We start from the raw sequence: 14548 nt of genomic DNA, 5'->3' as shown, positions 1-14548 counted from the left end.
CTACAAGCTCTAATCCATTTAGAATGATATGGATGATAAGAAGGAGGTCTTTGATGTACCGACTATTGACTGATAATCATAATTTAGCTGATAAAAAATTGCTGCAAGATAACTTATTACAAAAAGTAATCAATGAGCTACTGGATAATGATAATTTGCTAACCTTGAAAGAGATAAAACGAATGTTTCCAAATGTAGATAATATGGATAACCAAATGAATCAATGGATAAAAAAAGAAGTCATCACTCGAAAAAATGGTAAGTACTCCGTTTGTTGTCCTCTAATTTCTTTAGAAAAATGGCGTATATTGACAGACAAAGTGACATCTTTGTTTGAAGAACACCACGATTTCTTGACTTCTTACTTTCGAGATGCAAGTAAAGAGTTCTCTAGTGAATTAGCTCTAACCCACCTATTACTTGCTTTTTATGAAAATAGTCAAGTAAAGGACAAGCCATTTTTTTGTTTAGAAGTGGCTCAATGTAACCTCTTATTTTTAGAGCTTCCAACCTTATACCAAAAAATTTCAGGAAAAAAAACACAATGGCTTTCTTTTGAATCAGCTAGATTAATAAGTTTAACTATTCCAAGTTACTTCGATTATTTAAATATACCAACTACCCCTAAAATCAAATGTTTTAAAGAAGTCCAAGAACTTATTGGTGATGTTAATCCTACTTATTTCATGACCTATGTGGAGCGAAAAATGAGGCGCTTAAATAAAGGGAAAAGCGTTAGCTCTAACAAAACTGATATTTTTTTAGAAGCTTTAGGCTTAATGAACTATGTTTATATTGAAAATGATACTTATCATTCAAATATGCCTTCTTTTAATTCAGAATTATATGATAGGTGTTATGATTGGACAATAGAGCTATCTCAGAAACTAGATTTATCTCTACCAAAAGTACTTTATTTAGGAATACTTATTTCTTATTTAAATAAAAAAAACATGATTAAAGAGACATCACCGACTCTTTATTTGCTCAGGGATTTGTAAGCATATATATTGGATTACTTTAAAATAATTTATATACTTATGGTAAGAAAAGCGAGGGATAGCTATGTTTAAACAAGTATCTAATATTGATGAATTAAATAACTTAGTCCAAAATAATGAAATGGTTATGGTTTATTTTAGTCAACCAACTTGTAGTGTTTGTCACGGGTTGAAACCACAAGTTGAGAAAAAATTAGCTGAATTTACAGATGACATGTTATTTTTAGATGTTAATACATTAGAAGTACCTGAAGTAACAGGAGAGTATCAAGTGATGACAGTACCTGTGATGTTATTGTTTGTTGATGGTAAAGAATATATGCGAAAAGCTAGATTTATTAGAATGGATGAATTATATCAAGATGTTAAAAAAATAAATAACGGTGTAAAAAGCGTTAATGGATAGGTATGTGAGGAGAAAACATGGGTAAAAAAATATTTTCGACAATTATTTTAGTTGTCATCTCAGCCGGTGTAGGTTATTTCTTTTATACAGAACAACTACAAAGTCAAGCACCTGATGTTGTAGCTGAAGATACGGGGACTTTATCCATTGAAGAAATTGATAAGTCTGATTATGAAAGTTATGACAAAGAGTTTAAAAATTTAGAAAAAAAATATGAATATACAGAAGTATTTGATACGTGGGAAAGTCTAAATGATGATGACGAGGCAGATGTATACCATATTCCTAAGTACCCTAATAAAGACTTATATTTAGTTTATGCTTCAAAACAAGGTGACGGTAAAATTGCAGCTGTATTCAGTGACAAACCTATCGAAGAATCAAAAAAAGGCTCTTCGTCAAATGATGTGGATGAGTAAAATTAAGTGAATTTAGGCAGCAGAAACCGAATGGTTTTTGCTGCTTTTTTGGGCTCTTCGTCAAATCGTGTTGATATTTAAAAATTGATAAAATAAGGGCATTAGAAGAAGGGGGATTTTTCCTCCTTCTTCTTTTTAATTAAATTGAAATGATTGACCTTGAATAAGGAAAATCCGTCGCTTAAAAGTTAAGAAATTTCGGTAACCATAGGCTGTTCGTTTGATAGCTTTGATTCGGTTGTTAATTCCTTCTAAAAAACCATTTGAATAAGAATAATTTAAAGCATTGGTAACACCTTGCCTGAAGGTTTGGAATGTTTTGAATTTGGCTTTAAATTCCTTAGGAAGCTCATTAGAGATAGAATGAGTTAATTCTAAAAATAAGTCTGAATCCTTTGTTTCATAAGCATATTTTAACTCTTGTATATAATCATATGCGATTTTTATAGTTGAGTTATAGGAAAGAAGTTCTTCAATGACACCAACTTGTGTCATACTTTTATTGAAAAGAGGATAATTACTATATGTAGTGGCACTTAATTGACTAGAGTCTTTTAAAAATAGTTTCCAATATTTTTTTATTCTCCGGTATTGTTTTGCTTCTTCATTATCATAACGTTTTAATTGATTCATTTCTTTTATTCTTAGTTGATTAAAAGAACGATTGATATGCTGAATGATATGGAATCTATCTGTCACAATCTCTGCATGTGGAAATACAGTTTTAAGAAGGCCACCGTAGTTGGCATTCATATCCATGACGAGAAACTTCACTTTTAACCGCTCTTTTCTGGAGTATTTCAGGAAGTACTTAATAAGAGAGAAGAGACGTCTATCTGGTAAAATATCAATAATCTTTTTACTTTCAGCATCAGCACAAATAAAGCTCATACCAGATTGACATGACTTAGTTGATTTAAATTCATCGACACATAGTACTTTTGGTAGATGTTGAAAGTTGGTTAGACAGTGGTTGGTAAAGTCGTATAAAACACGTTGTACCGTGTTATCAGAAACATGATGGAATCTAGCGATCTCTTTTCTTGAACGATCTTCTTTCAAATCTAAGGCGATTTGATACTTTAATGTTTTCGATATATGACAATAGTCATCGACTAACGCAGTATCAGCACTGAATGTTGTATGACATTCTTTACATAGATATCGTTCTCTTTTAAGTTCTAAATAAGTTGTGACCCTATTAAACTCTGGTAGTTGTGTTTTAGTAGTATAAGTACCATTTTTAACACACGTATTCTGATGACAAGAGGGGCATATTCTGTCTGGAGACGTTAGTCTTCCCCTTATTATATTTGAGCGTCTACCTCTAATAGTAGCCTCAGTTAACCAATCTTTTTCAAAAATAATAGATTTGTCTGTTAAATTAAGTAATTTTCTAGTATGATTATCCATGGGAACATCCTCCTAATAATTTGGTTTTTGTCGACTTTATTTTATCATGTTTGGATGTTCCTTTTTGTATTTAAAAACAAAAAATCGTATTAATGGAAACTATCCATCAACACGATTTATTATAGACCCCTTTTTTGTTTGTCTTTAAAATTAAGTAAAATTCTGTATTTATAGTTCTGAAAATTTCTATAGCCGTAAGCTATTCGTTTGATTAATTTAATTTTGTTTATGGAACCTTCTAAACAACCATTTGAATAAGCGTATTTAAAGGTGTTTTCAATTCTTGGTAAATGCTTCTTTAGTGTTCGAATCGAGATTTTCATTGGAATAGAGATATCTTCGTTAGCTAATAATAATAGATCAGAAAAAGTGTCAAAATCATTGTTTTTACTACAGTATAATAGTTCTTGATAAAGTTTATAAGTTTCTGATAACTCTTTGTTTAAGCTAAGTAAATAATCCATGACATCTGTTTCAGGTAAAATACTCTTAAATAAACGCTGATAACGATAATCTGTATAATTCAATTCATTAGAATCTTTTAAAAAGAGTTTCCAATATTTTTTTAGTTTTCGATAATTTTTCATGTCAGTTACATTCGATGTGCGATAACGATTCATCGTCTTAATTCTAGTTATGTTTAAAGAACGACTGATAAGTTGAACTAAGTGAAAGCGATCAATAATCACCTCAGCATTAGGAAATAGCCTTTTGGCTAATTTAAAATAGGCTGCATTCATATCAACGACAATTGTTTTTACTTGGCGACGAACCTTTAGAGAGTACTTAAGAAAGTGTTTCTCTAGTGTTAGCTTTTTATTATCAATGAGAATATCGATAATTTGGTGTGTAGAGGAATCAGAGTAAATAAAACTGTACTTGCCACTATTGTTTTTAACCGAAGTAAATTCATCAAAACAAAGGTTTTGAGGTAAATATAAAAATTGATTAGATAAGTCTTTACCACCAGATACTAAAATTCTATTAATCGTTGTTGATGAAACAAAATGTCTTTTAGCTAAATCTTTAAACGAGATAGCATCACTTAACTCAATAAGAATTGATTGCTTCACTCTTTTAGCGATAAAACAATGTTTCTCAATTTCTGAAGATTCAGCTAGAAAAGAGGAGTCACAATGACGACAAAGGAATCTCTGTTTCTTTAATAAAAGATAGGTTGGGTAGTGAGCCACACTTAACCACTTTATTCGAGAAGAAATAAACCCATTTTTCACAATAGAAAATTGTTCATTTTTAATGCCACAACAAGGACAAGCCGAAGGAGTGTAAGTAAGAATACCTTTATAAATCTTGGATCTTATCCCTGTAATAAGCTGTTCCTCACAAAAAATAGAATCGAAATAAATATTTTTATCTTTTAAATCTAGCGATAGTCGAATACAATGGTTATGGGACATACGAATCTTCCTTTCTAAAATTTGGTTTGGTCACTTTAATTTTAACGGGAAAGTTCGTATGTTTCTATTATTTTGTAAAAAAATAGATGCGAATGAATTTCTTCATCCACATCAAAAATTATACAACCCAAAAAAATAGTAAATATCATAGACAATGAGGAGTTGATGCTAAATCAACTCCTTTTTTAGTGAGATCTGAATTGAAAAAGCCAATTGTTTATATGAGCTTCCAGTTGCTTAGAGTAGAACAACTTTTGATTCACTCTGTTTTTTTGTGTGTTAATCTATGTTAGAATTAACAAGGAGATTTAAAAAAGGAGATCAGCTATGACACAATTAAAATATACTGTACAAGATGAGACTGGGCGTATCGATAAGGTAATGACCCAGGTATTTAAAGGTTATTCACGTTCACAAATTCAGCTTTGGTTAAGAAATGGTGCTGTTGAAGTTAATGATGAGGTAGTCAAAGCTAACTACAAGGTGAAGGCAAATGATGTCATTTTAGTCAATGTACCTGAAGTAAAAGGACTGGAATTAACCCCGCAAGATATCCCAGTTGAGATTATCTATGAAGATAAGGATGTAATGGTAGTTAATAAACCTCAAGGCATGGTCGTTCATCCGTCTGCTGGACATCCAGATGGTACTCTTGTCAATGCTCTACTACATCATGCTGATAATCTATCAAGTATTAATGATGTAATCAGACCAGGTATCGTTCATAGAATTGATAAAGATACCACGGGTCTGTTAATGGTAGCTAAAAATGATAAAGCTCATATTGCCTTACAAGAAGAGTTGAAAGATAAAAAAACCATGCGAAAATATGTGGCTCTTGTTCATGGTGTGATTCCTCATGATAAAGGTAAGATTGAAGCACCAATTGGTAGAAGTAAAATCAATCGGCAAAAGCAAGCTGTTGTGGCTGATGGAAAAGATGCTGTGACGCATTTTGAAGTGTTAGAGCGTTTTGATGATTTTACTTTGATTGAATGTGAGCTTGAAACGGGACGTACGCATCAAATCCGTGTACATCTAAATTATATTGAGTATCCAATTGCAGGAGATCCGATGTATGGACCCAAGAAAACATTACCTGGAAATGGTCAGTATTTACACGCCAAAACACTTGGCTTTACTCACCCAGTTACAGGAGAATTAATGTCTTTTGATTCAGAGTTACCTGAGGATTTTACTAATATGTTAGAAGAACTTCGAAAAAAAGATTGATAATTGAGATTGATTAGGTTACAATCAGTACAACAAATAAATAAGTCCTTTAATCGTAGTCCAGAGAGGCTAAGAAGGAGCATGTGAACCATATACGAGTCTATGAATCTGGCTTAGTATATGGATAGTTTAAACATACCCTCTTACCTTGTCTTGGTAAGAGGTTTTTTTATTGAAAAAGGGAGGAAGCTAAGATGACAGAAAAGAAAATAGTGGATGAGATGACATTAAAAAGAGCATTAACTCGGATTACTTATGAGATTATTGAGCGTCATAAAGACCTTGATAACATCGTCCTGATTGGTATTAAAACAAGAGGGATTTTCCTAGCTGAGCGAATAGCTGAGCGAATGAAACAACTTGAAGACAAGGATATACCTGTAGGTGAGCTTGATATTACGCTTTATAGAGATGATCATCATGTTCCAAAACATGAGGAGCCATCTGTTAATGATACAAATGTTCCCTTCTCAATTGAAGGAAAAGAAGTTATCTTAGTCGATGATGTGATTTTCACAGGTCGCACGATTAGAGCAGCGCTGGATGCGGTAATGGATATTGGTAGACCTGAGAGTATCTCACTTGCAGTACTCGTAGATAGAGGTCACAGGGAATTACCAATCAGAGCTGATTATGTTGGGAAAAATATTCCGACTTCTAAAAAAGAACAAATCATTGTATCTGTTAAAGAATATGATGGAAAAGATGAAATTAGTATTAAACAAATTACATAAAGTAGCTTTTTAACCAAGTACAGAGAGACTAGGAAGGGCGAAGAGAATTTGATAGTATCATACTATCAATCTGTTTGCATGTGCCTCGTTTCTATTTTGGAAACGAGGATTTTTTATTATAAAGGAGAAGAAAGATGAGCGAGAAATTTAGAAATGAGGATGTTGTTTTAGACATCCATGATAAACCAACAGGATTAAAATGGTTAGGACTTAGTTTACAGCATTTATTTACCATGTTTGGTGCCACTGTATTAGTACCCATTCTAGTTGGAATTAACCCAGGGATTGCACTATTTAGTTCAGGTCTTGGAACACTTGTGTATCTAACGGTTACAAAAGGAAAAATACCAGCTTATCTGGGAAGTAGTTTTGCCTTTATAGCTGCTATGCAAATGCTAATGGATGATTATGGTTATCCAGCTATTGCACTAGGATCAATTACAACAGGATTTGTGTACTGGATAGTATCTTATTTTGTTAAAAAGTCAGGATCAGCTTGGTTAGATAGGATGTTACCAGCGATTGTTGTTGGACCAGTTGTGATGGTTATTGGACTAGGGTTAGCTGCAAATGCAGCAAATCAAGCCATGTATGCAACAGGAGCAAACGGAGAACAAATTTATAGTGTAAAATTTATTATTGTAGCATTGGTCACTATGTCACTAACGATTTTCTTTAATATGTATCTAAAAGGATTTTTAGGACTTATTCCCATTTTACTAGGGATTGTCTGTGGTTACTTAATAGCTCTAGCTGTGGGAATTGTAGATGTTGTTCCTATTCAAGAAGCAGCATGGTTTGCTTTGCCAGATTTCCAAACCCCTTTTGTTACCTATCAACCTAAATTTTACTTAACAGCAGTCCTGACGATGGCACCAATTGCTTTTGTCACGATGACTGAGCATATTGGGCATTTAATGGTGTTAAATAAACTGACAAAACGTGAATTTTTTAAAGACCCAGGTTTAGATAAAACTCTAAAAGGTGACGGTTTTGCTCAAATTGTAGCTGGTCTTGTAGGGGGGCCTCCTGTAACTAGTTATGGTGAGAATATCGGGGTACTTGCTATTACACGAGTTCATAGCGTCTTTGTTATTGGTGGAGCAGCAGTTCTTGCTATGGCTCTAAGTTTTGTTGGAAAACTAACAGCTCTAATCCAAAGTATTCCAAATCCAGTTATTGCAGGTATTAGCTTCATTCTCTTTGGAGTGATAGCTTCAAGCGGACTTAAAATATTAATTGACAATGACATTGATTTTAACAAAAAACGAAACTTACTGATTGCCTCAGTTATTTTGGTTGTTGGTATCGGTGGGTTGACTTTCCAAGCAGGTCCAGTAGCTGTATCGGGTATGGCTCTAGCAACATTGTTCGGCATCATTTTAAACTTAATATTACCTGAAGAAGCAAAAAGCGAAACAGAATAAAAGGAGAGTTGAATTATGATTATCACATCAGAAATTATTAGTTTGAAACACTTGTTAACAGCTGAATCATTAAGTGATCAAGAGGTCATGGGCTTGATACAAAGGGCTCAAGAATTTAAGCAAGGAGCCCCTTCTACTTTAAGTCAAGAGCAGTATTTTGTATCAAATTTATTTTTTGAAAACAGTACACGAACGCATAAAAGTTTTGAAGTAGCTGAAAAAAAATTAGGCATTGATGTGATAGAGTTTGATACTAAAACCAGTTCGGTTTCTAAAGGAGAATCTTTATATGACACAGTTTTAACTATGTCAGCTATTGGAGCACATGCTTGTGTGATTCGTCACTGGGAAGAGGATTATTACAATGAACTGATCGATAGTAAAACCATTACCACATCCATTATTAATGGGGGTGATGGAAGTGGTAATCATCCAACCCAGTGTCTACTAGATTTATTAACTATCTATGAAGAATATGGGGATTTTGAAAACTTAGATATAGCCATTTGTGGTGATTTAAGCCACTCAAGAGTAGCCAATTCTAATATGAAAATGTTAAAACGCTTAGGAGCTAATTTATATTTTTGTGGACCTACAGAGTGGTATAACAAAAAGTATGAAGCGTACGGGACTTATTTACCAATTGATGACGTTGTTAACCAGGTTGATGTGATGATGATGTTAAGAGTTCAGCATGAACGCCATGATGAGGATAGTATATTTGTAAAAGAAGATTATCATAAAGCATATGGTTTGACTGTTGCAAGAGCTAAAGAAATGAAAGAAGGAGCCATTATTATGCATCCTGCTCCAGTAAACCGAGATGTTGAATTAGCAGATGAGTTAGTTGAGAGTTATCAGTCGCGCATCACACAACAAATGAGTAATGGTGTATTCATGAGAATGGCAATATTAGAAGCAATATTACATGGGAAAGCGTAGGTAGGTGTGGATGAAAACATTAATAAAAAATGGCAATATTGTCACAAGTCAAAATGAGTTAATACCAGTTGATGTATGGATTGAAGATGGATTGATTAAAGGAATAGGAGATTTTAAAGAAATAGAACAAGCGTTTGATGAGGCTTATGATGCTTGTGATGGGCTTATTACTCCAGGGTTAGTTGACGTTCATGTTCATTTTAGAGAGCCAGGGTTTGAGTATAAAGAAACTATTGAAACTGGAAGCAAATCAGCAGCACGTGGTGGATTTACCACAGTGTGTGCGATGCCAAATTTAAATCCTGTGCCAGACACACCTGAAAAATTAAAAACCATTTATAAAAAAATTAAGACAGATAGTGTTGTCAATATTTTACAATATGCACCCATTACTAAGTCACTTAATAGTGAAGAGTTAGTTGATTTTAAAGAACTAAAAGATAGCGGGGCTTTTGCTTTTACAAATGACGGTGTTGGGGTTCAAACAGCTGGTGTGATGTATGAAGCAATGAGAGAAGCAGCTCACCTTAATATGAGTATCGTAGCTCACACAGAAGATGAGAGTTTACTATTTGATGGTGTGATGCATGAAGGCAAAAAAAGTCAAGAGCTTGGTTTACCTGGTATTATGAGTGCCACTGAGTCTTCTCAAATTGCTAGAGATGTCCTGTTAGCTCAAGAAACAGGAGTTCACTATCATGTATGTCATGTATCAACGAAAGAAAGTGTAGAAATTATTCGTCAAGCTAAAAAACATGGTATCAGCGTCACCTGTGAAGTTTGCCCTCATCACTTGATTCTATCAGAAGAAGATATCACAAAAGATCATGGTGATTTTAAAATGAACCCCCCACTTAGAGCCACTGAGGATCAGCAAGCCTTAATTACAGGACTACTTGATGGTACGATTGATTGTATTGCAACAGATCATGCCCCTCACTCTCACGAGGAAAAAGATCAAAGCATGCTTGATTCACCTTTTGGTATTACAGGAAGTGAGACGGCGTTTCAGTTAATGTTTACTCATTTTGTTAAAACAGGTCGTTTTACTTTAAGTGAGATTGTGTATTGGATGAGTGAAGCACCTTCAAAGATATTTGGTTTAAAAACAGGAACACTAAATATCGGCTCTCCTGCAGATATTGCTATTTTTAACTTAGAAGAAAAACATATGATTACTGATAATTTCTTATCAAAATCAAAAAACACACCGTTTATAGGTAGTGAAGTTTACGGAGATACGATGATGACTTTTGTTCATGGTAGAAAAGTATGGGATAAAAAGGAGGCTTAATTAATGAAGCGATTGTTAATATTAGAAGATGAAACTTACTTTGTTGGAGAGGGATTTGGTGCCAAATCTTCTGTTACAGGAGAAATTGTGTTTGCAACTGGAATGAGTGGTTACCAAGAGATGATTACAGATCCAAGCTTTAAAGGTCAACTATTAGTATTTACTAGTCCAACGATTGGTAATTACGGGATTAATCGTGATGATCATGAGTCTATGGTATCAGCTTGTTCAGCTGTTGTTGTAAAAAATGTAGCTAGGGTAGCCTCAAATTGGCGATCGCAACAAACATTAGGCGAGTTTTTAGAAAAAAGAGAAATTCCTGGAATCTCTGGAATTGACACAAGAGCTTTGACGAAAAAAATTAGAGAAAAAGGTGCTATGAAAGCAAGTATTATTGACATGGTCCCAGATTTAGAACATGATTTTGATCAATTAAGAGCGATTGTTTTACCAACTAATCAAGTCCAGGAAGTCTCAACTAATAAACCATATAGTATACCAGGTACAGGTTTTCACGTAGTCGTTGTAGATTTTGGCATGAAACAAAGTATTTTAAGAGAACTAATTAAACGTGATTGTCATATCACAGTAGTACCATACAACACAAGTTCAGAAGTTATTTTATCTTATCAGCCAGATGGTGTCATGTTATCAAATGGCCCAGGAGATCCTAAAGACTTACCTCAAGTCCCTGAAATGATTTTAGACATTCAAAGTCAAGTACCTGTGTTTGGTATTTGTTTAGGACATCAGTTACTTAGTCTAGCTAATGGGGCAGATTCTTATAAAATGCCATTTGGACATCGTGGAAGTAACCATGCAGTTAGAGAAATAGCTTCAGATACGATTTATTTCACGTCACAAAATCATGGGTATGCCATTGACCAAGAAAGTCTAGTAGGAACAGATTTAATGGTAACTCATGTTGATATTAATGATTTATCTGTTGAAGGGGTTAAACATAAAAAATACCCTGCTTTTTCTGTTCAATTTCACCCAGATGCAGCACCTGGTCCTCATGACGGTGTTTCAATTTTTGATGAGTTTATTGAATTAATGGAAAGCGAGGGAAAGACACATGCCTAGAAGAGACGATATAAAAAAAATATTAGTTATCGGGTCAGGGCCTATTATTATTGGTCAAGCAGCAGAATTTGATTATGCAGGAACCCAGGCTTGTTTAGCTCTTAGAGAAGAAGGTTATGAAGTGGTACTGATTAACTCAAACCCTGCGACTATTATGACAGATAAAGATGTAGCAGATAAAGTTTATATCGAACCGATTACTTTAGAATTTGTCATAAAAGTCATTCGTAAAGAAAGGCCGGATGCTATTCTACCAACTCTTGGTGGACAAACAGGACTTAATATGGCAATGTTACTAGATGAGATGGGAATTTTAAAAGAGTTAGATATTGAATTGCTTGGTACAAAAATTAGTGCAATAGATCAAGCAGAGGACCGTGATTTGTTTAAGCAATTAATGGAAGAATTAGATGAACCAATTCCTGAGAGTGTCATTGTTCATACAGTAAAAGAAGCTGTAGCTTTTGGACGTGATATTGGTTACCCCTTGATTGTACGTCCAGCTTTTACTCTAGGAGGAACTGGTGGTGGGATGTGTGATAATGAGGAAGAGTTAATCGAGATTGCAACGAGTGGTATTAGCTTATCACCAGTTGGTCAATGTCTCATCGAAAAAAGTATTGCAGGGTTTAAAGAAATTGAGTTTGAAGTCATGCGTGATAGTAAAGATCAAGGAATTGTCGTTTGTCATATGGAAAACTTTGATCCAGTGGGAATTCATACAGGTGACTCTATCGTCTTTGCCCCTTGTCAAACCTTATCAGATGTGGAAATTCAATTATTAAGAGATGCATCACTTAAGATTATTAAGGCTTTAAAGATTGAGGGTGGTTGTAATGTACAATTAGCTCTTGATCCTGATAGTTTTAACTATTATGTGATTGAAGTTAACCCAAGAGTTAGCAGATCATCAGCTCTAGCTAGTAAAGCTACAGGTATTCCAATTGCTAAATTAGCAGCTAAAATTGCAGTAGGTCTAACTCTTGATGAAATGGTTAATCCCGTGACAGGGACTACGTATGCTATGTTTGAGCCAGCTCTTGATTATGTGGTATCAAAGATTCCAAGATGGGCCTTTGATAAATTTGAGCATGGTGACCGTTTATTAAGTACTCAAATGAAAGCCACAGGTGAGGTTATGGCATTAGGGAGGACTATTGAAGAGTCACTCTTAAAAGCAGTAAGGTCCCTTGAAATTGGTGTAAGTCATATAGAGATAGGCGAAGCTAAAGCCTTGGATGATCACGAATTAGTGAGCGCTATGATTCAAGCTCAAGATGATAGGTTATTTCATATAGCAGAAGCTATCCGAAGAGGGATGAGTATTGAAGATATCGCTACATTTACTAAAATTGATTTATTTTTCCTAGATAAGATTAAACATATTATTGAAATTGAAGAGAATTTAATTGAGTATCCTGATGATTTAGAAATCATCATTAAAGCAAAACAATATGGATTTACAGATAAAAAAATTGCTTCACTGGTTGCTAAAACAGAAGATGAGATTTTAGAGTTAAGAAAAACGCATGGCATTATACCAGTTTATAAAATGGTAGATACTTGTGCAGGAGAGTTTGATTCACAAACACCGTATTTTTATAGCACTTATGAACTTGCAAACGAAAGTATCAAAACTAGTCGTGAATCAATTATTGTCTTAGGATCTGGTCCTATTAGAATCGGACAAGGTGTAGAATTTGATTATGCGACAGTACATTCAGTTAAAGCTATTCAAGAGCTAGGTTATGAAGCTATTGTGATTAATAGTAATCCTGAAACAGTATCAACAGACTTTTCAATCTCTGATAAATTATATTTCGAGCCATTAACATTAGAGGATGTATTAAATATTACTGATTTAGAGCAGCCAAAGGGAGTCATCGTCCAGTTTGGTGGGCAAACTGCCATAAATTTAGCAGAAGGTTTAACAAAACATGGTGTTACAGTGATTGGAACAAGCATAGAAGACCTTGATAGGGCAGAAAATCGTGATAAATTTGAACAAGTTTTAAAAGAATTGGGAATTCCTCAGCCTGAGGGTGCAACTGCAACAAATGAAGTAGATGCGGTGAAGATTGCTGAGAGAATTGGCTATCCTGTACTGGTTAGGCCAAGTTATGTTTTAGGTGGCAGAGCGATGGAAATTGTTTGGAGTACAAAAGATTTAAAACGTTACATGATAGAAGCTGTCAAAGCATCACCAGAGCATCCTGTTTTAATTGATCGATATTTAGTTGGTAAAGAGTGTGAAGTGGATGCAATCTGTGATGGGGAGGATGTTTTAATCCCTGGTATTATGGAGCATATTGAACGAGCTGGTGTTCATTCGGGAGACTCTATGGCAGTCTATCCACCTCAAAATATTAGCCAAGCAGTTCAAGAAAAAATAGTAGATTACACAACAAAACTGGCTTTAGAACTTAATTGTAAAGGTATGATGAATATTCAATTTATTGTACATGATGAAGCAGTTTACGTCATTGAAGTTAACCCAAGAGCTAGTCGAACAGTTCCGTTTTTAAGTAAGGTAGTAGATATTCCGATGGCTAATGTAGCTACAAAGTTGATACTAGGTAAGACGCTAAAAGATTTAGGGTATAACAATGGATTATATAAAGAAAGCAACTTGGTTCATATTAAAGCACCAGTCTTCTCATTTGCAAAACTACATGAGGTAGATACCCACCTAGGTCCAGAGATGAAATCTACTGGTGAGGTCATGGGAAGTGACATGACAAAAGAAAAAGCTCTTTATAAAGCCTTTGAAGCTAGTGGTATGCATGTAGATGATTATGGCACAGTTTTAATTACAGTATCAGATGATGCTAAAGAAGAGGTAGGAGAGCTTGCAAAACGTTTTGCAAAAATCGGTTATGGCTTACTTGCTACAAAAGGCACAGGAGAATATCTAATGAAATTAGGTTTGACAGTAAAAACAGTTGATAAAATTTCAGATAATGATACAAATGACATTCTGAGTAGTATAAGAAATAAAGAAGTTAGTTTAGTCATAAATACTACAGGTCAAGGGGAAGAAAATAATCGTGATGGCTTTGATATTAGACGAACATCAGTTGAAAGTGGGGTACCACTTATGACGTCTCTTGACACGGCAGAAGCTATTTTGCATGTATTAGAGGCGAGAAGTTTTACGACATTAGCACTATAAAAG

The 14548-nt window shown here is 34.3% G+C and carries 12 protein-coding genes; 10 read left to right on the top strand and 2 right to left on the bottom strand.

Annotated features, from left to right (window positions below; all coding sequences use genetic code 11):
- The first annotated feature begins 53 nt into the window (after window positions 1–53).
- From VSF34_RS05135 to VSF34_RS05125, 3 genes are all read left to right on the top strand, one after another.
- A complete protein-coding gene (locus VSF34_RS05135; protein ID WP_326717963.1) occupies window positions 54–1001 on the top strand; it encodes a DUF1803 domain-containing protein in 948 nt (315 codons plus the stop codon).
- 64 nt (window positions 1002–1065) lie between these two features.
- Window positions 1066–1407 (top strand): thioredoxin family protein, encoded by a 342-nt coding sequence (locus tag VSF34_RS05130; protein ID WP_326717962.1) that lies wholly within the window; start codon window positions 1066–1068, stop codon window positions 1405–1407.
- Between the two features lie 17 nt (window positions 1408–1424).
- Window positions 1425–1826 carry a thioredoxin domain-containing protein gene (locus VSF34_RS05125; protein WP_326717961.1) on the top strand — a complete coding sequence of 134 codons (402 nt, stop codon included), beginning with the start codon at window positions 1425–1427 and terminating at the stop codon, window positions 1824–1826.
- Between the two features lie 135 nt (window positions 1827–1961).
- Here VSF34_RS05125 and VSF34_RS05120 read toward each other — a convergent pair whose 3' ends face one another.
- Window positions 1962–3239 (bottom strand): ISL3 family transposase, encoded by a 1278-nt coding sequence (locus VSF34_RS05120; protein WP_326716709.1) that lies wholly within the window; start codon window positions 3237–3239, stop codon window positions 1962–1964.
- 119 nt (window positions 3240–3358) lie between these two features.
- Complete coding sequence (locus VSF34_RS05115; protein ID WP_326717960.1) at window positions 3359–4657, bottom strand: ISL3 family transposase; 1299 nt, start codon at window positions 4655–4657, stop codon at window positions 3359–3361.
- A gap of 327 nt (window positions 4658–4984) precedes the next feature.
- On the opposite strand from VSF34_RS05115, the gene VSF34_RS05110 reads away from it, so the two are divergent.
- The 7 genes from VSF34_RS05110 (at window position 4985) to carB (ending at window position 14545) form a co-directional block, all read left to right on the top strand.
- On the top strand, window positions 4985–5890 hold the full coding sequence (locus VSF34_RS05110) for an RluA family pseudouridine synthase (protein WP_326717959.1): 906 nt from the start codon (window positions 4985–4987) through the stop codon (window positions 5888–5890).
- A 194-nt stretch (window positions 5891–6084) separates the two neighbouring features.
- Window positions 6085–6624: a bifunctional pyr operon transcriptional regulator/uracil phosphoribosyltransferase PyrR gene (pyrR, locus tag VSF34_RS05105; RefSeq protein ID WP_326717958.1), complete on the top strand. Its 540-nt coding sequence runs from the start codon at window positions 6085–6087 to the stop codon at window positions 6622–6624.
- Between the two features lie 134 nt (window positions 6625–6758).
- Window positions 6759–8051: a solute carrier family 23 protein gene (locus tag VSF34_RS05100; protein WP_326717957.1), complete on the top strand. Its 1293-nt coding sequence runs from the start codon at window positions 6759–6761 to the stop codon at window positions 8049–8051.
- 15 nt (window positions 8052–8066) lie between these two features.
- Window positions 8067–8993 carry an aspartate carbamoyltransferase catalytic subunit gene (locus tag VSF34_RS05095; RefSeq protein ID WP_326717956.1) on the top strand — a complete coding sequence of 309 codons (927 nt, stop codon included), beginning with the start codon at window positions 8067–8069 and terminating at the stop codon, window positions 8991–8993.
- Between the two features lie 10 nt (window positions 8994–9003).
- Window positions 9004–10287 (top strand): dihydroorotase, encoded by a 1284-nt coding sequence (gene pyrC, locus VSF34_RS05090; protein WP_326717955.1) that lies wholly within the window; start codon window positions 9004–9006, stop codon window positions 10285–10287.
- 3 nt (window positions 10288–10290) lie between these two features.
- Window positions 10291–11373 (top strand): carbamoyl phosphate synthase small subunit, encoded by a 1083-nt coding sequence (locus VSF34_RS05085; RefSeq protein ID WP_326717954.1) that lies wholly within the window; start codon window positions 10291–10293, stop codon window positions 11371–11373.
- Entirely contained in the window at window positions 11366–14545 is a 3180-nt protein-coding gene (gene carB, locus VSF34_RS05080) for a carbamoyl-phosphate synthase large subunit (RefSeq protein WP_326717953.1), read from the top strand. The genes VSF34_RS05085 and carB overlap by 8 nt, the downstream gene beginning before the upstream one ends.
- Window positions 14546–14548: the final 3 nt, after the last annotated feature.

It is taken from the genome of Vagococcus jeotgali (assembly GCF_035918315.1).
Classification (GTDB): domain Bacteria; phylum Bacillota; class Bacilli; order Lactobacillales; family Vagococcaceae; genus Vagococcus; species Vagococcus jeotgali.
The sequence above is the reverse complement of the archived record's forward strand: the minus strand, read 5'-3'. Positions and strand labels throughout refer to the sequence as shown.